The sequence below is a fragment of the Kerstersia gyiorum genome (genome assembly GCF_048595715.1).
GTDB classification, from domain to species: Bacteria; Pseudomonadota; Gammaproteobacteria; order Burkholderiales; family Burkholderiaceae_B; genus Kerstersia; species Kerstersia gyiorum.
Genome location: NZ_CP169556.1, coordinates 324,228 through 344,691, shown reverse-complemented (window position 1 = coordinate 344,691; position 20,464 = coordinate 324,228). Strand labels below are relative to the sequence as shown.

Below are 20,464 nucleotides of genomic sequence, written 5' to 3'. Positions count from 1 at the left end.
ATCTGTCTCCTCAATCGTTCTTCAACGGCATGGTACCGCTCCAGGCGGCCTCATGCCTGTTTGTCTTTCAGGACTGCGCCGCTACCCTGCGCGCCGCACGGCGCTTGCGCCAGGCGCTGAACAAGGGCGCCAGCACCGTCAGCGCAGCCAGGCTGAGCAGGCCCAGGGTAATCGGCCGTTCATACAGGAAGCCGTAACTGCCCTCGGACAATGCCAACGCACGGCGGAAATTGCTTTCCGCCATGGGGCCCAGCACCAGCCCCAGCACCATGGGCGATACCGGTATCGAAGCCTTGATCATCAGGTAGCCCGCCACGCCGGCCACCATCATGATGCCCACGTCGAACAGGCTGTTGCCGATGGCATAGGCGCCGGCAACCGCCAGCACCATGATCAGCGGCATCAGAATTTGCTTGGGGATCTGCACGATGCGCGCCACGAAACGCATGGACATCAGCGCCACCACCAGCAGCATCACATAGCAGAACAGCAGGCCGGCAAACAGGGTATAGACCAGATCGCCATGCTCCTGGAACAGCCTCGGGCCCGGCTGCATGCCCTGCAAGGTCAGCGCGCCCAGCATGATGGCCGTCACGGCATCACCAGGGATGCCCAGCGTCAGCATGGGCAACATGGCGCCGCCGGTACATCCGTTGGCGCCGGCCTCGGCAGCGGCCACGCCTTCTACCGCGCCCTTGCCGAATTTCTCGGGGTGCTTGCTGAAGCGGCGCGCTTCGCCGTAGGAAACAAACGCCGCGATATCCGCCCCGGCGCCCGGAATGATGCCGATGGCCGTCCCCAGGCCGCTGGAACGCAGAATTGTGCCCCAGACCTTGCGCCAGCTCTCGCGGGTCGGAAGAATGCGCCCGATCACCGTTTTCACTTCGCTGGCCTTGCTGCTTTCGGACAGCATCTTGAATGCTTCGGCAGCCGCGAACAGGCCGATCATGATGGGAATGAACGGGACCGAATACAGTTCGGACATGCCCCCGGTGAAACGCGGCAGGCCCACCAGGGGGTCCATGCCGACGGTCGCCAGCAACAACCCGGCAAACCCGGCCAACAGCCCCTTGAGCACCGAGCCCCCGGACACGCTGGAAATAATGCTCAGGCCGAACACCGCCAGCGCGAATGACTCGGCCGCGCTGAAGCGCAGCGCAAAATTGGCCAGCAAGGGAGCCAGGAAGATCAGCACCAGTACGCTGATGATGCCCCCCGTCACGGAAGAAAATACCGCCACCCCCAGGGCCTGCCCAGCCTCGCCGCGACGTGTCATGGCATAGCCGTCCAGCGCGGTGGCGGCGGCAGCGGGCGTGCCCGGAATGCGCAGCAGGATCGCCGTGATCGAACCGCCGTAGACGCCGCCGAAGAAAATCCCCGACAGCAACAGCAGGCCGTGCAATGGCTCCATGCCGTAGGTGAACGGCAGCATGATGGCCACACCCATGGTGACCGACAGGCCGGGCAAGGCGCCGACCAGAATGCCCAGCGCCACGCCAGCAATCGCCAGGAGCATGGCATCCCACTGGACAGCAAGGCTTTGCGCGCCTTGCAAAAGCGACATCAGATTATCCATTCTTCCCTACTCCGTCAGTCGTCGCCCAGGAACCACTCGCCAGCGGGCAGAGGCACCTGCAGCAGTTCGACGAATACGCCATACACCACCAGACCGACCAGCACGGCCAGCGCGATGGTGGAAAAGCGCCACATGGCGCCCGGCCCCTTGAGCAGGGAGATCATCAACCACAGATACAGTACGGTGGACAGCGCGAATCCTGCATAGACAATGGCAGCGATATACAGGGCAGCGCCGATCAGACCCAGCACCAGCCGGCCGAAATGCACCGGCGCGTGTTCCGGGTCTGCACTCTCGGCCGCCTCCTGCAAGGCCTCCTGCACCACGGCGGCAGGATTGGCCACCGGCACCGGGGCGGTGCGACCGCGCACGCTCTGAATGAACAACAGCAGCCCCAGCAGCGCCAGCACCAGGCCATAGGCCATGGGAAACACACTCGGGCCAATATCGGTATCGGTCAGACTGGGAGGAAAACCTCGCGCCACCACGACAGCCGCCAGGCCGCCTCCCATGGACAGCAGGCCCACCAGTGCGCTGGCTTTATCTTTTATAAACACGATGATTATCCTGACAGGGACTCAATAGTTTCTGCCTGCAGATACCTGCAGGCCGGGGCCTCTGCCCGCCCCGCCATCAGGGCGGCATGACGGCAAAAAGCGCCCGGCACATGCAACGGGCGCTTCCCCAGCCGGTTCACGCTCAGCGGCGCAGGCCCAGCTCGTCGATCAAGGCCTTGAACGTGGCCTCTTCCTGGACCAGGCTGGCCTGGAAGGCATCGGCGTCGTCAAACACGCGCCCCAGGTCCAGGCGCTCCAGCACCTCGATGAACGCCGGTTCTTCCGCAGCCTGGCGGGCCGCAACGCGCAGCTTTTCCACCACGGCAGGCGGCAGGCCCTTCGGCCCCACCAGCGCACGCCAGGTACCGATGGAGAGGTCGATGCCCTTTTCCTTCAGGGTAGGCACTTCCTCGAAACCACGGGCACGTTCATCGGCCATCACGCCCAGGGTACGCAGCGTGCCGGAAGACACGTGGGTAGCCACTTCGGCCGGGCTCACGGTCACGGCTTCGATATGATCACCCAGCAGAGCCGTCACGGCCGGCGCGGCACCATCATACGGCACGTGGTTGAACTTGCTGCCCAGCTTTTGCTCGTAGGCGATGGCTGCCAGGTGCCAGATCGAGCCGGTACCAGCATTGCCGACGCGCACTTTGCCCGGGTTCTGCTTCACGTATTCGTTGAATTCTTCCAGCGTCTGCCAGGGGGCATCGGCACGCACCGTCACCGCCGCCGGATCGGCATTGATACGGGCGATGGGCGTGAAATCGCTGGTCTTGAAGGGCGCCAGGCCCAGGCTGGGTAGAATGGCCATTTCCACCACGACCATGCCGAGCTTGTAGCCGTTGGGACGGGCCTTGGCGACATCCGCCGTACCGATGGCCGTACCACCGCCCGGCTTGTTCACCACACCCATGGGCTGGCCCAGATGCGGTTTAATGGCTTCGGCGAACGCGCGTGCCACGGCATCAGTACCGCCGCCTGCGGCCGTGGGCACGACCAGTTCGATGGAACGGGTAGGATACTCCGCCGCCTGGGCTGCACCTGCAAACATCGCTGCCGCGACCATCGCGCCAGCAAATCGGATAATGCCTTGCTTCATGTTTCCTCCAGTCGAGAGCACTCTGGTTTCCGGTCTATGCGCCGGGTGTCCCGCAGCCATTAGAGATATAAAATTATCATCATACAATTAACTTGGGGCTAAGGCCCGGCAGACTTCTCCGAATTTACCCGCCCCCCCTACCAACCTGAACTGCGTCGGTCGGTCCTATTGACGCGGCGCGGGCCCGTCGGGCAAGCGCTTGCGTGCATCCACCAATATGCCGAGCATGGCGGCATGGGCAGCCACTTCATCCTGCCGGGCAATGGCCGCACATACCCGTCCATGTTCCGGCAAGGACAAATTAAAACTGGAAGCGTGCTCGGCATTCAGCACCAGCACGCCTTCCAGCACCATTTCAATCAAGGACACCAGGGTGTTGAGCATGGGATTGCCGCCAGCCGCCAGCACCTCGCGGTGAAAAGCCAGGTCGGCCTCCACCCAGGCGTGCTGGTCCCTGGCGCTTTCCATCAAGGCATAGGCATGCTCGATACGCTGCAATTGCGCCGGGGTGCGCTTGCGCGCCGCCAGCGCCGCCACGCCCGGTTCCAGCACTTCGCGGACTTCCGCCAATTGCCGCAGGAACTCCAGGCTGAGGCCGGCCGCAGCCCGCCAGGCAAGGATGTCCGGATCCAGCAGGTTCCAGGTGTCCTGCGGCCGCACGCGCATGCCCAGCCTGGGCTTGACGTCCAGCAGGCCCTTGGCCACCAGAACCTTGGTCGCCTCACGCAAGGCCGTCCGGCTGACACTCAGCTCCAGGGACAGCTCTTCCTCGCTGGGCAGGGCCGTGCCAGGCGCATAGCGGCCTGCCGCAATGCGCCTTCCCAACTCATGCACCACCTGCCCATGCAGGCTACGACCCGAATATGTTGCCAAGCCCTACCACTCCGCTACGCTACCGTCCCGATGACGCCATACAGGGTTACGCCAGCGATGGCCAACCTTGGCGCGCTCAGCGACATAATCCTCGTTCACTTCAATTCCCAGGCCAGGCCCCTGCGGGATCCGTACGTAGCCACCCTCGTAGGCAAAAGCTTCCGGGTTGCTGACATAGTCCAGCAAATCATTGCTGGCGTTGTAATGGATGCCCAGGCTCTGTTCCTGGATGAACGCATTGTATGACACCGCATCTATCTGCAAGCAGGCCGCCAGCGCAATCGGCCCCAGCGGGCAATGCAGCGCCAGCCCGACGTCATAGGCTTCCGCCATGGCAGCGATCTTGCGGCACTCCGTGATGCCACCGGCGTGCGAGGCATCCGGCTGGACGATATCCACATAGCCCTGGCTCAGAATGTGCTTGAAATCCCAACGCGAATACAGGCGTTCGCCCAGGGCGATCGGCGCGCTGGCATGCGGCGCCAGTTCCTTCAGGGCTTCATAGTGCTCCGACAGCACGGGCTCTTCGATGAACATCAGATTGTAGGGCGCCAGCTCGCGCATCAGCACCTTCGCCATGGGCTTGTGCACGCGGCCATGGAAGTCCACGCCGATACCCACATTGGGGCCGACGGCTTCGCGCACGGCAGCCACGTTGGCCAGCGCGGCCGTGACCTTGTCGAAGCTGTCGATGTACTGCATTTCCTCGGTGCCATTCATCTTGACGGCCTGGAAACCACGCGCCACGGCTTCCTGAGCCGCACGCGCCGTATCGGCGGGGCGGTCGCCACCGATCCACGAATACACCTTGATACTGTGACGTACCGGGCCGCCCAGCAGATCAGCCACGGGAACGCCAAGCGCCTTGCCCTTGATGTCCCAGAGCGCCTGGTCGATCCCGGCCAGCGCGCTCATGTGCAGGCCGCCGCCACGATAGAAACCGCCACGGTACAGCACGTTCCAGTGGTCCTCGATCGTGCGCGGATCGCGACCTATCAGGTAGTCGGCCATTTCCTCGACCACGGCCGCGACGCTGGCCGCCTTGCCTTCCAGCACGGGCTCGCCCCAGCCCACGATGCCTGTGTCGGTTTCAATCTTCAGGAACAGCCAGCGCGGCGGTACCAGATAGGTGGTCAAACGGGTAATTTTCATCGTGCATCCTGCCGTCAGGCGCCCTACCGGGCAGGCCTAAAAAGGAGTAGACCGCTTGCGCAAGCAGGCCGCGGCCATCAAAAGAAGGGATAAGGCTTGTTGCGTACGCCTCAGACGTCCTGGCGCAAGGCGCGCCAGGACGACATGAACGCGGCCGCGTTGCGGCCCACCGTCGCCGCGTCGTCACCCGCCCGGTACAGCGCCGACCCCAGCCCGAAGCCGGAGGCACCGGCTTCCAGATAAGCCTGCATGCTTTGCGGCTTGATGCCTCCCACCGGCAGCAGCGGCACCGATTTCGGCACCACGGCGCGCCAGGCCTTGATCACCACCGGCGGCATGGCTTCGGCTGGGAAGGCCTTCAGGCCATCCGCCCCCGCATCCAGCGCGGCAAAGGCTTCCGTGGGCGTCGCCACGCCCGGCGTCACGACCATGCCGGCCGCATGGGCAGCGCGTACCACGGCCAGATCCGCATGCGGCATCACCACCAGGCGGCCGCCGGCATCGTGGACTTCCTGCACGGCAGCCGGGCTCATGACCGTTCCCGCGCCGATGATCGCGTCCTGCGGCAACGCCGCCAGCAGGCGCCGGATGCTCTCGAGCGGTTCCGGCGAATTCAGCGGCACTTCAATCAGGCGAAAACCCGCCGCATACAGCGCCTCGCCAATGGCGACCACTTCATCGGGACGCACGCCACGCAGAATGGCGACCATGCCGGTTGCAGACAAGGTTTGCTTGAAATGAGCGGACAATTCGTGATTCATGGCTATTTCTGATTCCTGTTGATACGACGCGCCGGCAACTGGCTGCCGGAACGACGCCTGAGACCCTGGCTGGCGCCCATACCTGAGGCCAACCGCTTAACGCTTTTATCCGCGCCTGGGGCAGGTTCACACCCTGCGCGGCGGCAACTCAACCTGCATGCTGTTCCTGGGCGCTGATCAGCGCCCATAGCCCGCGCACCGTTGCATCCTCATCCACCGAAATGGCATCCAGATCATTGACCAGCATGGCCTGGCGGTAGCGCTGGCACAGATGCGCCCGGCCGACCACGGCCACCCGCGCCGTGCGCCACTCAGGGGCAAGGCCGGCGAGCAGGCCGCGGATCTCATGCCCGATCAACAGGCCCGAGAGATAGTCGATCTGTTCCGCGCCCGACAGCGCGTGGGTCAGCCCCAGGGTGCGGCTGCTGAAAATCGTGGACAACAGGCCGCGATCGCCGTGGAGCGAGGCCGCATTGCGGATGCCGCGGTCAAACGCCTGCCGGGCGTCGGGATCGCTGGCATCCAGCCCTTGCTCGGCCATCGAGCGGCCCAACACACTGTGACGCGACAGCAAGGCAAATACCTCGCCCGTCATGAAGGTGTCGAAGTGCACAATGACGCCGTCTTCCACCTGCACCCATTTGCTATGCGTACCCGGCAGGCCGATCAACCAGCGCCCGCCGGTTCCCAGCCCGGCATGTTCCAGGTGCGACAGCACACCGGCAATCTGCGTTTCCTCGCCGCGCATCACATTGGGCAACTCGCCATGTTCGATCAGGCCGGGCGCGATATGCACCTGCACGCCATTGCCCGCATCGACGCTGACCATGCTGCCCGCCAGGCCATCGGTGGTAGCGGGCAAGGGGATATAGGCGGCCTCACGCCAGCCCTGGGCGCTGCCGACCATGCCACAGGCCGCGACATGTCGCGAAGTATTGGGCTGCGCCAGCCAATCCCCCGCAATCTGCCAGAAGGCCTGGGCAAAGCGTGCCGAGCGGCTGGCGGCGTCGTCACCGCTGCCGGGCAGGCCCATGATGCCCCAATCGTTGCCCCTGACATCCAGGATGGCTCCCGACGCCGACAGCAAATAGGCACGCAACGAACTGGTGCCCCAATCCAGGGCCACAAACTGGGTGACGCCATCGCTGACAGCGCGGCAAAAAGAGGAGGTCTGGCTCTTCACGGGGTACGCATCCTTGTAATCGAATTATCATAATACAAATCAGCGAAAAGCTGCATCAGGGAAAGACAGGATGCCTTCCGTCAGCAGGCACACCGGCCCGGCGCAGGGTCATCCTGGCCTGCCAGGCTCTGTCGCGCATGCAGGCCGGGGGTGACACTTTCTTCTTATTCTTTCTTTTGCAGCAGGGCCTTCAGCATGTCCAGGCGCGCACGCGGCGACATGGCGGCGTCTTCATCCTGCAGTCCCATCCCTGGCGCTTCCAGCCCCATCTCTTCAATGAAACGGGAGGGTTCGCGCACCAGATCCTCCCGCGCGCGGCGCCGCTTGCGGCACCAGCTGATCGACAGCGTGCGCTGGGCCCGGGTGATGCCTACATACATCAGGCGGCGCTCTTCTTCGATGCGCGCCGCCAGCGATTCCGCCGCCTGGGACGGATCGCCGTCCTCGTCGTCGCGCCCCCAGTGCGGCAGCAAACCTTCTTCCACGCCAGCCATATACACGTGGGGATATTCCAGGCCCTTGGAGGCATGCAGCGTCGAAAGCTTCACGGCATCCGGTTCTTCCTCATCCTCCTGGCGATCCAGCATCGTGATCAGCGCCACGCGCTGCACCAGCTCCTGCAGGCTCAGGCCATCCTCGTCCGCCTTGCGCTTGAGCCAATCAACCAATTCCAGGACGTTCATCCAGCGAGTCTGGGCAGGACGCTCATCCCAGGTATCGAACAGATAGCGCTCGTACTGGATGGCACCCAACAATTCATCGAGCAACTCGGATGCAGGCGCCGCCGGCGTGCCGCTGACCTCATCACGCGCCGAACGGCGGCGCAGGCGGTCCAGGAACTCCCCGAACACCTTGAGCGGCTCGTACTGGCGCGCCGCCAGCTTGGCCGCCACGCCGCTCTCCGACACGGCCCGCGCCAGCGCGATCCCTCGGGCTGCCGCATGCTCACCCAACACTTGCAGCGTGGCCTGCCCGATGCCGCGCTTGGGCGTCGTGGCGGCCCGGATGAAGGCCGGGTCGTCTTCCTCATTGGCCAGAATGCGCAGATAGGCCAGGATATCCCGCACTTCCGCCTTGTCGAAGAAACTCTGTCCGCCGGAAATCGTATAGGGAATGCGCAGGGTACGCAGCGCCTGTTCGAGAATGCGCGACTGGTGATTGCTGCGATAGAGGATGGCGAAATCACGCCATGAGGCCTGGCGCTCGAAACGCGCCGCCGAAATCTTCATGGCAATGGATTCCGCTTCGACCGACTCGTCGCCATAGGCCGTAACGGTAATCGGCTCGCCATCACCCAGTTCCGACCACAGCTTTTTCTCGAACAGCTTGGGGTTGCGTTCGATCACCTGATTGGCCGCATGCAGGATGCGCCGCACGGAGCGGTAGTTCTGCTCCAGCTTGATGACCTTCATGCCCGGATAATCCGTGGTGAGCCGCGCCAGGTTTTCCAGGGTTGCGCCGCGCCAGGCATAGATCGCCTGATCGTCGTCGCCCACGGCGGTAAAGCGCGCCCGGTCGCCCGTGAGCCAGCGCACCAGCCGGTACTGGCACTCGTTGGTGTCCTGGTATTCATCCACCAGCAGGTAGCGCACCCGCGCCTGCCAGCGCCGCCGCACTTCTTCGTTGCGTTCGAACAGCAACGCAGGCACGCGGATCAGGTCATCGAAATCAACCGACTGATAAGCGCGCAGGGTCGCGTCGTAGCTGCGGTAGATATGCGCCGCCTCGACATCGTCCGGCGTCTTCGCCGCGGCGGCGGCGCCATCCGGGTCCAGCAACGCATTTTTCCACAATGAAATCGTCGACTGCACGGCACGCAGCCGGCCTTTGTCGGTAGTATCCAGCAGTTCCTGGATAATCGCCAGGGCATCATCGGCGTCCAGGATGGAAAACTGCGGCTTGAGGCCCGCATGGCGGGCTTCTTCGCGCAGAATCTTCATGCCCAGCGAATGGAAAGTGCTGACCGTCAGGCCACGTGCCAGGCGTTTTTCCACCAGGCCGGCCACACGCTCGGCCATTTCCCGCGCAGCCTTGTTAGTGAAGGTCAGCGCCACGACATGTCGGGCGGAATATTCACAGTCCCGCAGTAGATAGGCGATCTTCTGGGTAATGACACGGGTCTTGCCCGACCCCGCGCCAGCAATCACCAGACAGGGTCCACCCAGGTACAGCACGGCCTCGCGCTGAGCCGGGTTCAGCCCGGCCACGGCCTCGTTCGACATCTTGGCATCCATCACGAAAAAAAGCGCCGCTATCGGCTCTCGGCGCCGGCTAGCAGAATAGCACTCCGCCAGCGCGCCAATATGGACATTACCGGAAAATCGTTGTCGCTGGCCGTGGCGCTGCCTAGGATGTCTGCACGCATCGCCGGACCGGCAGACCGGCCCGACTCTCCCGAGGAGCCATCCATGTCTTTCACTCAACGAAGCATCCAGGGTACCAGCGACCGGGTCGATGTCTTGATCATCGGCGGCGGTCCGGCCGGCGCCTGGGCCGCCATAGGCGCAGCGGCCCGAGGCGCGCGCGTGCAACTGCGCGACAAAGGTTTCTGTGGCACATCGGGCGCGGCTGCACCCTCCGGCAACAGCGTCTGGTATGTCGACGACGCCCCCGGCAAGCGCGCCGCCGCCAAGGCCAGCCGCTACGACCTGGGCGGCCAGCTGGCCGAACATGCCTGGATGGACCGGGTACTGGCCCAGACTTGGGACAACATCCAGCAATTGCGCGACTGGGGCTACCCCTTCCCGCTGGACACCAACGGACTGGTACGCGGCGAATCCCTGCAGGGGCCCGAATACATGCGCCTGATGCGCAAGGCAGTCAAGGCCGCCGGCGTCCAGATCCGTGACCACAGCCCGGCCCTGGAACTGCTGACCAATGCGCGCGGTGAGGTCTGTGGCGCAGCCGGCATCGAGCGCCAGAAATCCGCCAGCTGGGCAGTGGAAGCCGGTGCCGTGATCCTGGCGACGGGCGGCTGCGCCTTTCTCAGCAAGGCGCTGGGCTGCAATGTCCTGACCGGCGACGGCTATCTGCTGGGCGCGGAAGTCGGCGCCGAGTTTTCCGGCATGGAATTTTCCAATGCCTACGGGCTGGGCCCTGCCTTTGCCTCGGTCACGAAATCCCTGTTCTATCGCTGGGCGACTTTCTACGACGCCCATGGCCAGGCCATCGAAGGCGCCGGCTCGGCCAAGGGACGCGGCATCATCGCGCAGCGGCTCCAGCACGGGCCGGTCTATGCCTGCCTGGACCAGGCTGACGCGCAGATCGCCAACTGGATGCGCCACGCCCAGCCCAACTTTTTCGTGCCCTTCGACCGCCTGGGCATAGACCCCTTCACGCAACGCTTTCCCGTCACGCTGCGCCTGGAAGGCACGGTACGCGGCACCGGCGGCCTGAATATCACCACCGAAGACTGCGCTACGAATATACCCGGCCTCTATGCCGCAGGCGATGCCGCCACCCGGGAACTCATCTGCGGCGGCTTCACCGGCGGCGGCAGCCACAATGCGGCCTGGGCCATGTCTTCCGGCCTGTGGGCTGGCGCCGGCGCTGCCGATCGCGCCCTGCAGGAACGCGGCCAGGCGCGTCGCCAGCTGTATGGCGCAGGCACGGTCGCCCTGCAAGCTGGCGACAGCCATATTTTCGATGCGCAGCAGGCCACCCGCCTGGTCCAGGAAGAGGTCTTCCCCTTCGAGAAAAACTGGTTCCGCCGTGCAGACCGGCTTGCGGCCTCGCTGGAACGGCTGGACACGCTCTGGACGCACCTGCGCAGCAGCCAGGCCATCCATTCGCCCGATTCTCTGCTGCGCGCCCGCGAAGCTGCCGCCATGACGCTCACCGCCAGACTGATGTACCGCAGCGCGCTGGCGCGCACGGAAAGCCGGGGCATGGCCAGGCGCGCGGACTACACCTCGCCAGACCCGGCGCAACGCCACCGCCTGATCAGCCATGGCCTTGATGGCATCAGCCTGCGCCCGCAGGCCGTCCGGGACACGGCCGCCGCTGCCATTGCTCCTGCAGAATTGGCCAGCCTGGCTGGCAGCACGCTGGCAAGGATCGCAGCATGATAGAAGTCATCAGCACGGCCAGATGCACCGGCTGCAACATCTGCGTCACGGCCTGCCCCACCAATGTCTTCGACATCGTGCGCGGGCAGCCCCCGCGCATTGCGCGCCAGGACGATTGCCAGACCTGTTTCATGTGCGAACTCTATTGCCCGGTGGACGCGCTGTATGTCGCCCCCGATGCGGAACATAAACACCCGCTGGACGCCAACGCCGCCGAGGTGGAGCGATCGCTGGGCAGCTACCGCCAGGCCATAGGCTGGAGCCGCAAGGCCGCCACTGCGGCGCCTGCCGACCCGACCTTCGAATTGCTGCTGCGCGCGCACTGAGGACGCTGGCGGGCCGCCTCAGATATCCAGCGGGTCCACTTCCAGCTGCCAGCGCAGCCGGCCCAGCCCCTGCAACCTGGGCACCCACTGGCGCAGGAAAAACTGCAGGGAGGGCCGGTGGGCGCTTTCCAGCAAAAGCTGGGCGCGCTCCATGTGCGCGACTTTCACGACGCGCAGCGGCACCGGGTCGTACAGCATCACGCTGCCGGGCGCCATGCCGCATTCGGCGATGACCGTGTCGGCCAGCTCACGCGCCTGAGTCAGGAAATCCAGCGCCTGGGCCAGCTCCCTGGCTTCGGTCGCCAGCAAGGCCTGGTGCAGGTATGGCGGCAAACCGGCAGCTTCCCGTTCTTCCAGCGCATAACGGGCGAAACCCTCGTAATCATGGCGCAGCACCGCCTGGTAGATTTCCTGGTCGGGATAGCCGGTCTGGATCAGTACTTCCCCCGGCCGTTCGTGCCGCCCGGCGCGCCCCGACACTTGCATCAGTTGCGCGAACAGGCGCTCGGGCGCGCGAAAATCCTGTGAGTACAGCATGGCGTCGGCATTGAGCACGCCCACCAGCGTCAGACGCGGAAAATCATGGCCCTTGGCCACCATTTGCGTGCCCACGAGAATATCCACTTCGCCTGCGCGCACGCTGTCGAACATGCGTTCCGCGCTGCCTTTCAGGCGCGTGCTGTCCGCGTCGATGCGCAGGATGCGAGCTTCCGGGAAGCGCTCCGCCAGGGCTTCCTCGACACGCTGGGTGCCGCGCCCCATGGGGCGCAGATCCTGGTCACCACATTCCGGGCAGGCGCGCGGAACCGGCGCCTGAAAACCACAATGGTGACACTGCAGGTAATGGCCGCCACGTGCGCGCCGGTGCAGCACGGTGTGCACGGAACAGCGCGGGCACTGGCTGACCCAGCCACAGGCGTCGCAATGCAAAACCGGCGCATACCCCCGCCGGTTCAGGAACACCAGGGATTGCTCGCTGCGCGCCAGCCGTTCTTCTATGGCGCTCAGCAGGTGCGGCGACAGCCCTTCCTCCATCACCAGCCGGCGCGTATCCACCAGGCGGATGGCAGGCAAGGCACTGGCCCGGGCGCGCGCCGGCAGGCTCAGGCGCTGGTAGGAACCGCGCTGCGCATGCAACCAGGTTTCCAGCGCCGGAGTGGCAGACCCGAGCACGACCGGAATATCCAGCGCATGCGCCCGCCACACCGCCAGGTCCCTGGCGGAATAGCGCAGGCCGTCCTGCTGCTTGTAGGAGGTGTCATGTTCCTCGTCGACCACGATCAGGCCCAGTTGCTGCATGGGCGCGAAAATCGCCATGCGCGTGCCCAGCATCACCCTGGCCGTGCCATTGACGGCCTTGACCCAGGCATCCAGGCGCTCGCCGTCAGCCAGGCCGCTGTGCATCACCGCGACGGCATCCGCGCCTACCAGCGGGGCCAGGCGGGCGCGCAGCGCATGTTCGAATTGCGGCGTCAGGTTGATTTCCGGCACCAGCATCAGCACTTGGCGGCCAGCACGCAGCACCTCGGCCGCAGCATGCAGATAGACCTCTGTCTTGCCGCTGCCCGTCACCCCATGCAACAGGAATGCCTTGAAGGCCTGCTGCGCCGTCATGGTTTCCACGGCATGCCGCTGGGCATCATTGAGCACCGGCGCTTGCGCGCCAGGCAAGGCCTGATCTGACGTGCCCGGTTCAGCCGCTGATTCAACCACTGATTCAGCCACCGCTGCCGCAACGACTGCCGCCGCCACTTCAGGGGCTTTTTTTGACGCTCGCTTGCGGCGGCGCGCCAGGCGCGCCACCGGCCCTCCTGCCGCCCGGCTGCCCTGATATGCCGCCGGACGCCGCAAGGGGCCGGGCAATGCGGGCAAGGCAACTTCCCCCAGGGGCCGCTGGTAATAGTCGGCGGCAAAACGCGCCAGCGCAAACCATTCTTCGGTCAAGGGCGGCAAATCATCCAGAACCTGCTCGATCGCCCGCACCTGCGCCGGCTCATAGGCAGGTTCGGCGGGGTTATCCACCACCAGGCCAACCAGCTGCCGCTTGCCAAATGGCACGATGACCCGCAACCCCGGTGCCAGCGGCTGATCGTGCCGGTAATCGAAAGGCCCGGGCAAGGGAACATCCAGCACGATACGCACCCAGCAAGGGCGCTCGACTGCTGTTGCCACACTGCCATCAGGACTATCGCCCATGCTCACTCAACTTAAAGCCATTTCTGGATAAATACGTTAACCCCCCAGGCATGCTTGGATTTTCATCGCCGCCAAACCTGTGGATAACTTTGGGGAAAAGCTCGGGACATATTCATGAGAACAATTCACAAATAAGACACCGAAACATCAAGCAAACTTCTCAATGACAAAATAATCTTATAAATCAAATAGATAAATAAATTACAAAATCAATTCCGGCGCTTATAGCATGTCTGGGCGCATGAGGACAAGCTGTGCACAAGTCCAGTACCTCTTGCTGCAGCGACGGCTGGCGCGGCCTGTCCGGCGCTATTGGTGCGCCATCGTCCCGCTGGCGCACCGCCCCTGCCCGCAACATCCAGCGGATGGGCGGGCCCCTGGCGCCAGCCGGGCGTCAGGCCTGGGTGGCATGCAGATGGCGGCTGTAGGTATGCACCTCATCAACCAGTGCGCTCACTGCCTCCACCGGCGTATGGCGCGAAATGCCATGACCCAGGTTGAACACATGGCCGCCGGTGGCTACCGGGCCATAGGCATCCAGCACCCGGCGGGCTTCGGCACGGATGGCCTGCTCTCCGCCAAACAAGGCCATGGGATCCATGCAGCCCTGCAGGGCAACACTATCCTGGACGCGCCGGCGCGCCTGCGCCAGGTTCACCGTCCAGTCCACGCCGACTGCATCGCAACCCGACGCAGCAATGGCTTCCAGCCACAGGCCGCCCCCCTTGGTAAACACAATCACCGGCACCTGCCCATCGGGCTGGTCGCGGTTGAGCGCCTTCAGGACCCGCTGGATGTACGCCAGGGAAAACTCCTGGTACAGGCCATCGGCCAGCACGCCGCCCCAGCTGTCGAAAATCATCACGGCCTGCGCCCCCGCCTCGATCTGCGCATTCAGATACGCGGCCGTGGCCTCGGCATTGACCTGCAGGATGGCATGCAGCAAATCCGGGCGCTGGTAGAGCATGGTCTTGATGCGCTGGTAATCATCGCTGCCACCGCCTTCCACCATATAACAGGCAATCGTCCAGGGGCTGCCGGCAAAGCCGATCAGCGGCGCCTTGCCACCCAATTCATGACGGATCAGGGTCACCGCATCGAACACATAGCGCAGTTTGTCCATGTCAGGCACCGCCAGGCGCCTGACATCGGCCTCGTCACGCACGGGAAAATCGAAACGCGGGCCTTCGCCATCGGTAAAGCGCAGACCCAGCCCCATGGCGTGAGGCACGGTCAGGATGTCGGAAAACAGGATGGCGGCGTCGAAGTCATAGCGCTCCAGCGGCTGCAGCGTCACTTCGGCGGCCAGCGCCGGGTTCTGCGCCAGTGCCAGGAAAGAACCGGCGCGCGCGCGCGTCTCGCGGTATTCAGGCAGATAACGCCCCGCCTGCCGCATCAACCATATCGGCGTGTACGGCACCGGCTGACGCCGCAGCGCCCGCAGAAAGACATCATTGCGCAAGGCGGGGAAAGTCGTTGTCTGTGTCACGTCGGATTCCATCCAATCAAGAGGGCAGGCGCAAGGCGAAGCACCCGGCATTGTACTCAACCCGGTGGCCCTGCCCTGCCATCACGAAACAGCCTCGCCGGGCGCCGGGCGGTAGCGCCGGGCATCGAAGCCATGCTTGCGCATCAAGGACCAGAACGCCCGGCGGTGCTTGTTGACCGCACGCGCCGCCGCCGCGACGTTGCCGCCGGCATCCCGCAGGGCCACATTCAGATATTCCTGCTCGAATTGGCCCAGCACCTGGCGCTTGGCCTCCTGGAACGGTACCTCCGCATGGCTGATCCCGCACAAGGCCAGTAAAGGCATGCCGGCAGCCGGCAGCCCTGTCCGGACTTCAGCGGGCAGCCCTGCCGGCGCACCCGCCACCCCGCCACTGCGTTCATCCCTGTTCCTGGCCGCCGCCGGAAACCGCGCCGCACGCGCCAGCACCTCATCCGCATTGGCATCGCCGAGGACGAAATCATCCATGCCCAGCAGCAGCAAGTCCCGGATGGCAGGTGCAGTCAGCCCGTCCAGCAAGCCCAGCAAGGGCACGCTGGCGCCCGCATGGCGGCGCCAGGCCAGCATCAGACGGGCCCGCCGCAAGGACGCTCGCTGCACCGGCAATATGCAAAAATCAAAACGCCGCAAAACCGGGTCCAGCCGCCCCAGCGCCTGTGCGGCCAGGCTATCTCCGCCCGCGTCACCCGGTTGGGCCATCATGGCTTCCGCGGCAACCGTTGCCCCGAAAACCTGCAGCAAGTCAATGTCGCGCACCAGCAGACGTGCGGCAGTGTCACCCAGCGTATCGCGCCATGCACCTGCCCAGGCTGCATCTCCTGGCAGCATCAGCAAGCCGCCCTCCCTGACCCTATGTGCCATTGCTGTTCTCCGTTAGACCATTCATGACGAAGGCATAGCCTAGGGGCGGGCCAGCGCCTGGACAATGCGCAGTTGCCGACAGCCCACACTGCATTTGCCTGACCCGCAAGCATGGACGATAATGCAAATTATTCTTGACGGCATTGATAGCTGCCCGCCGGCACCGCACCCCTCATGCCGCCCCGGAAGATCGACGTTCCCTGCCCCTATGTGCGTGGCCTGCGCCGCCGGCGCCATCCACCCACATCCCTTTGGCCCCCGCCTCCACTCGCCACCATGTCTACTGGAAGCTCTGCCCAGCACGATGCACTTGCCGCCATGTACCAATCGCATCATGGCTGGCTGAGAACCTGGCTGCAACGCCGGCTGGGCAATACTGCCGATGCCGCAGATCTGGCCCAGGACGCTTTTCTGCGGCTGCTGGCTGCCGATGGCGACGCCATTCAGGCAGCCACCGTACGCGAGCCATCAACAGCACCGGCACCCGGCCCTGCCCTTGCATACCGCGAATATTCACGTCCAGGCCGCCTGAGTTGCGGTTTTCCGCCACCAGGACACCAGGCGTACCTTGAAAGATATCGCCTACCGAAGAGCCTCGGAAACGCTCGATCTGATCACGGCTGATGTACTGGGCCGAACCGGCAGTTTGAAAAGGCCTGTCCGCCTCGCTGAGCTGTCCTGTGACCTCGACAGCATCCAGTTCAGCCACACGTCCGGGATTGGCCGGCAACGCCCGCAGCACATAGATACCCTGGGCATTGCGCTGGACTTCCAGGTCATGGCTGCGCAACAAGGCAGCAAAGCCATGTTCGACCTCGAAGGTGCCGCGCAAGCCAGGGCTGTTCAAGCCTGCCAGAAAGCGTGAATCCGCCGATAGCAACACACCCGCCTGGTTGGCATAGGTTTCCAGGACACCGCTCAGCCAGCCAGGAGGAATATCAACCGTGACACGATCCGGTGCTGCCTCGGCGCGGATGATGCCCTGGGCATGAGCGCCTGCTGGCTCCAGCACCATCCCGCCAAGCGTGGCCGCAACGGCCAATACCAAGCAATTCAGGTGGCCCTGACTGCTGCAAGACGCAAAACTTGATCGCATGGGAAACATCCGGTGACCACGCCCGACATTCGGGGCGTACACCTTCTATGTCAATCAAGAATGGAAAATCGGAACCGTATGCAGAAATTTTTCTACGGTACCCGATGCATTTGTCATCTGGCCATCTCATGCCTGTCAGATTGCTCGCCAACGGCCTATCACCAAACCGTGGCAAGCGCATACCCGGTTGGTGCACACTTGGCCACGAACAGCATCCAGAAACAGGGCACAAGCAGCAAGTCATGAAAAACGGCCCCGAAGGGCCGTCGTTCATTGCCAGGGAGGGGATGCCTCAGAACGAGGAACGCACACCCAGGTCACGCAAGCGGCGGGCCGCACTGGCCTGGGCTGCCAGCATTGCCAGCTCAGCCTCGACCACGGCGATTTCTTCCTTGCCCTTGGCGTTGCGCAGGGACTCTTCCGCCTTCTTACGGGCTTCGAGCGCCTTCGCTTCGTCCAGCTCGGCACCACGGATTGCGGTATCCGACAGCAAGGTTACCGCGCCCGGCTGCACTTCAAGAATGCCGCCGGCGACGAAGATGTAGTCTTCGCCCTTGCCATCAGCATGCACGATTTTCACCGTACCGGGACGGATGCGCGAAATCAGCGGGGTGTGACCGGGCAAAATGCCCAGCTCGCCCGATTCTCCAGGCACAGCCACGAACGAGGCTTCGCCGGAAAAAATGGACGCTTCCGCACTGACGACATCGACACGAATGGTAGCCATGAATAGCCTCCGGTATTACCCCCGGCGCACCGCGCCGGGGAATGAAGGCCTGCCTCACAAGGCGGCAGGCCCGTTCCAGCCTTACTGCAGCTTCTTGGCCTTTTCGAAGGCCTCGTCGATGGAACCAACCATGTAGAAGGCCTGTTCCGGCAGTGCGTCGCACTCGCCTTCGACGATCATCTTGAAGCCACGGATGGTTTCCGACAGCGGCACATACTTGCCGGGCGAGCCGGTGAACACTTCTGCCACGTGGAAGGGCTGCGACAGGAAGCGCTGGATCTTACGCGCGCGGGCCACGGCCTGCTTGTCTTCCGGCGACAGTTCGTCCATGCCCAGAATGGCGATGATGTCGCGCAGTTCCTTGTAGCGTTGCAGGGTTTGCTGCACGCCACGGGCCACCTTGTAGTGCTCTTCGCCCACGATTTGCGGGTCAAGCTGGCGGCTGGTGGAATCCAGCGGGTCCACGGCGGGGTAGATACCCAGCGAGGCGATGTCACGCGACAGCACGACGGTGGAGTCCAAGTGCTGGAAGGTCGTGGCAGGGGACGGGTCGGTCAAGTCATCGGCAGGCACGTAAACGGCCTGGATGGACGTGATGGAACCGGTCTTGGTGGAGGTGATTCGCTCTTGCAGCACGCCCATTTCTTCTGCCAGCGTCGGCTGGTAGCCCACGGCGGAAGGCATACGGCCCAGCAGTGCGGACACTTCGGTACCGGCCAGGGTGTAGCGGTAGATGTTGTCCACGAAGAACAGGATGTCGCGGCCTTCGTCACGGAACTTCTCGGCCATCGTCAGGCCGGTCAGCGCCACGCGCAGACGGTTGCCGGGAGGCTCGTTCATCTGGCCGAACACCATGGCCACCTTGTCCAGAACGTTCGACTCTTCCATTTCGTGGTAGAAGTCGTTGCCTTCACGGGTGCGCTCACCCACGCCGGCAAACACGGACAGACCGCTGTGCTGCTTGGCGATGTTGTTGATGAGTTCCATCATGTTGACGGTCTTGCCCACACCGGCGCCACCGAACAGACCCACCTTGCCGCCCTTGGCGAACGGGCAGACCAGGTCAATCACCTTGATGCCGGTTTCCAGCAGTTCCACCGACGGCGACAGTTCGTCGAAACGGGGGGCCTTCTGGTGAATGGCGCGCTTTTCTTCGCAGGCGATGGGGCCGGCTTCGTCGATCGGGCGACCCAGCACGTCCATGATGCGGCCCAGCGTGCCGTTACCCACGGGCACCGAGATCGGTGCGCCGGTGTTGGCCACGGACATGCCGCGACGCAGGCCGTCGCTGGAGCCCAGTGCGATGGTGCGGACGACGCCGTCGCCCAGCTGTTGTTGAACTTCGAACGTCAGCCCTTTTTCGGCGAACGAATCACTTTCGTCGGCCAGTGTCAGGGCGTCATAGACCTTGGGCATATGATCGCGGGGGAACTGAATATCCACCACGGCGCCGATGCACTGAACGATGGTACCGTTGCTCATGTCGATTCCTTGATAATAACTTTCTTGACGGGATACCGCGCCATCGTCAGACGGCGGCGGCGCCCCCCACGATTTCCGAAATTTCCTTGGTGATCGCGGCTTGGCGGGTCTTGTTGTAGACCAGCTGCAGATCACCGATGACCTTCTTGGCGTTGTCCGATGCGGCCTTCATGGCCACCATGCGGGCAGACTGCTCGGACGCCATGTTCTCCGCGACCGCCTGATACACCAGGCCTTCGACGTAGCGATGCAGCAGGTCGTCGATCACGCTCTTGGCATCGGGTTCGTAGATGTAATCCCAGCCGTACTGGCCCTTGGTCACGCCCGTGTCGGACTCAGCAGCCGCTTCGCCACGGGTCTGGTACGGGTCGACCAACTGGCCCGGCAGGGGCAGCAGGCGTTCGAACACCGGTTCCTGACGCATCGTGTTGACGAAGCGGTTGGTGGCGACATAGACGGCGTCGATACGGCCGGCGATGAAATCGTCGAACTGCACCTTCAACGCGCCCACGAGACGCTCCAGGTTCGGCGCATCGCCCAGCTGGACTTCCTGCGACACCAGATTGACGTCCAGACGCGTCAGCAGGCCCAGGCCCTTGTTGCCAAATGCCGTGAACTGCGTCTTCACGCCAGCAGTCTCGAACTCGCGCAGGCGGTTGAGCACCAGGCGCATGACGTTCGTGTTCAGACCGCCGCACAGACCTTTGTCGGTGGTAATGACAACCACACCCACCGCCTTCACGCTTTCGCGCTCGTGCAGATACGGATGGCTGTATTCAGGATTGGCCTGCATCAGGTGCGAGGCGATTTCCCTGACCTTATCGGCATAGGGACGGCCGGCGCGCATCCGCTCCTGCGCCTTGCGCATCTTGGACGCGGCGACCATTTCCATGGCCTTGGTGATCTTGCGCGTGTTCTGCACGCTCTTGATCTTGGTTCGGATTTCCTTGATTCCGGGCATTGCGCTTTCCTGTTGAGACAACCGCCGGCCTTAAGCG

Annotated in this window: 17 protein-coding genes and 1 pseudogene; 3 read left to right on the top strand and 15 right to left on the bottom strand. The window is 63.9% G+C overall.

Going from position 1 to position 20,464, the window contains the following annotated elements:
- Positions 1-67: 67 nt before the first annotated feature.
- The 8 genes from ACEW7X_RS01490 to ACEW7X_RS01455 all read right to left on the bottom strand — a co-directional run bounded on the left by ACEW7X_RS01490 (position 68) and on the right by ACEW7X_RS01455 (position 9,426).
- Positions 68-1,564, bottom strand: coding sequence for a tripartite tricarboxylate transporter permease (locus tag ACEW7X_RS01490; protein ID WP_202969552.1), 1,497 nt, complete (start codon positions 1,562-1,564; stop codon positions 68-70).
- 26 nt (positions 1,565-1,590) lie between these two features.
- Complete coding sequence (locus ACEW7X_RS01485; protein ID WP_068371332.1) at positions 1,591-2,133, bottom strand: tripartite tricarboxylate transporter TctB family protein; 543 nt, start codon at positions 2,131-2,133, stop codon at positions 1,591-1,593.
- 142 nt (positions 2,134-2,275) lie between these two features.
- The gene (locus ACEW7X_RS01480; RefSeq protein WP_068371335.1) at positions 2,276-3,235 is read right to left on the bottom strand and encodes a tripartite tricarboxylate transporter substrate binding protein; all 960 of its coding nucleotides are present in this window, start codon (positions 3,233-3,235) and stop codon (positions 2,276-2,278) included.
- A 165-nt stretch (positions 3,236-3,400) separates the two neighbouring features.
- Positions 3,401-4,108, bottom strand: coding sequence for a FadR/GntR family transcriptional regulator (locus ACEW7X_RS01475; RefSeq protein ID WP_068371338.1), 708 nt, complete (start codon positions 4,106-4,108; stop codon positions 3,401-3,403).
- A gap of 3 nt (positions 4,109-4,111) precedes the next feature.
- Positions 4,112-5,260 carry a galactonate dehydratase gene (gene dgoD / locus ACEW7X_RS01470; RefSeq protein WP_420177518.1) on the bottom strand — a complete coding sequence of 383 codons (1,149 nt, stop codon included), beginning with the start codon at positions 5,258-5,260 and terminating at the stop codon, positions 4,112-4,114.
- Between the two features lie 110 nt (positions 5,261-5,370).
- The gene (locus ACEW7X_RS01465) at positions 5,371-6,021 is read right to left on the bottom strand and encodes a 2-dehydro-3-deoxy-6-phosphogalactonate aldolase (RefSeq protein WP_068371344.1); all 651 of its coding nucleotides are present in this window, start codon (positions 6,019-6,021) and stop codon (positions 5,371-5,373) included.
- Positions 6,022-6,169: 148 nt separating this feature from the next.
- Complete coding sequence (locus ACEW7X_RS01460; RefSeq protein WP_127773026.1) at positions 6,170-7,204, bottom strand: 2-dehydro-3-deoxygalactonokinase; 1,035 nt, start codon at positions 7,202-7,204, stop codon at positions 6,170-6,172.
- A gap of 164 nt (positions 7,205-7,368) precedes the next feature.
- Positions 7,369-9,426: a UvrD-helicase domain-containing protein gene (locus ACEW7X_RS01455; RefSeq protein ID WP_068371607.1), complete on the bottom strand. Its 2,058-nt coding sequence runs from the start codon at positions 9,424-9,426 to the stop codon at positions 7,369-7,371.
- Between the two features lie 186 nt (positions 9,427-9,612).
- Here ACEW7X_RS01455 and ACEW7X_RS01450 point away from each other — a divergent pair, with 186 nt between their 5' ends.
- Positions 9,613-11,271: an FAD-binding protein gene (locus ACEW7X_RS01450; RefSeq protein ID WP_420177517.1), complete on the top strand. Its 1,659-nt coding sequence runs from the start codon at positions 9,613-9,615 to the stop codon at positions 11,269-11,271.
- Complete coding sequence (locus tag ACEW7X_RS01445; protein ID WP_130487600.1) at positions 11,268-11,597, top strand: 4Fe-4S dicluster domain-containing protein; 330 nt, start codon at positions 11,268-11,270, stop codon at positions 11,595-11,597. The genes ACEW7X_RS01450 and ACEW7X_RS01445 overlap by 4 nt, the downstream gene beginning before the upstream one ends.
- A gap of 18 nt (positions 11,598-11,615) precedes the next feature.
- On the opposite strand, the gene ACEW7X_RS01440 is transcribed toward ACEW7X_RS01445, so the two are convergent.
- The 3 genes from ACEW7X_RS01440 to ACEW7X_RS01430 all read right to left on the bottom strand — a co-directional run bounded on the left by ACEW7X_RS01440 (position 11,616) and on the right by ACEW7X_RS01430 (position 16,161).
- The gene (locus tag ACEW7X_RS01440) at positions 11,616-13,793 is read right to left on the bottom strand and encodes a primosomal protein N' (RefSeq protein ID WP_420177516.1); all 2,178 of its coding nucleotides are present in this window, start codon (positions 13,791-13,793) and stop codon (positions 11,616-11,618) included.
- Positions 13,794-14,187: 394 nt separating this feature from the next.
- Complete coding sequence (gene hemE / locus ACEW7X_RS01435) at positions 14,188-15,294, bottom strand: uroporphyrinogen decarboxylase (protein ID WP_068371365.1); 1,107 nt, start codon at positions 15,292-15,294, stop codon at positions 14,188-14,190.
- 69 nt (positions 15,295-15,363) lie between these two features.
- Positions 15,364-16,161, bottom strand: a complete 798-nt coding sequence (locus tag ACEW7X_RS01430; RefSeq protein ID WP_134837962.1) for a helix-turn-helix domain-containing protein — start codon at positions 16,159-16,161, stop codon at positions 15,364-15,366.
- Between the two features lie 174 nt (positions 16,162-16,335).
- On the opposite strand from ACEW7X_RS01430, the pseudogene ACEW7X_RS01425 reads away from it, so the two are divergent.
- A pseudogene (locus ACEW7X_RS01425) lies at positions 16,336-16,539 on the top strand (hypothetical protein); the annotation flags it as partial.
- On the opposite strand, the gene ACEW7X_RS01420 reads toward ACEW7X_RS01425, so the two are convergent.
- The 4 genes from ACEW7X_RS01420 to atpG all read right to left on the bottom strand — a co-directional run bounded on the left by ACEW7X_RS01420 (position 16,442) and on the right by atpG (position 20,427).
- The gene (locus ACEW7X_RS01420) at positions 16,442-17,176 is read right to left on the bottom strand and encodes a TonB-dependent receptor plug domain-containing protein (protein WP_420177942.1); all 735 of its coding nucleotides are present in this window, start codon (positions 17,174-17,176) and stop codon (positions 16,442-16,444) included. The pseudogene ACEW7X_RS01425 and the gene ACEW7X_RS01420 sit on opposite strands and share 98 nt — an antisense overlap.
- Before the next feature lie 373 nt (positions 17,177-17,549).
- Complete coding sequence (locus ACEW7X_RS01415) at positions 17,550-17,984, bottom strand: F0F1 ATP synthase subunit epsilon (protein WP_068371372.1); 435 nt, start codon at positions 17,982-17,984, stop codon at positions 17,550-17,552.
- 81 nt (positions 17,985-18,065) lie between these two features.
- Complete coding sequence (gene atpD / locus ACEW7X_RS01410) at positions 18,066-19,466, bottom strand: F0F1 ATP synthase subunit beta (protein WP_127773020.1); 1,401 nt, start codon at positions 19,464-19,466, stop codon at positions 18,066-18,068.
- Positions 19,467-19,512: 46 nt separating this feature from the next.
- Entirely contained in the window at positions 19,513-20,427 is a 915-nt protein-coding gene (gene atpG, locus ACEW7X_RS01405; protein ID WP_127773019.1) for a F0F1 ATP synthase subunit gamma, read from the bottom strand.
- Positions 20,428-20,464 lie beyond the last annotated feature (37 nt).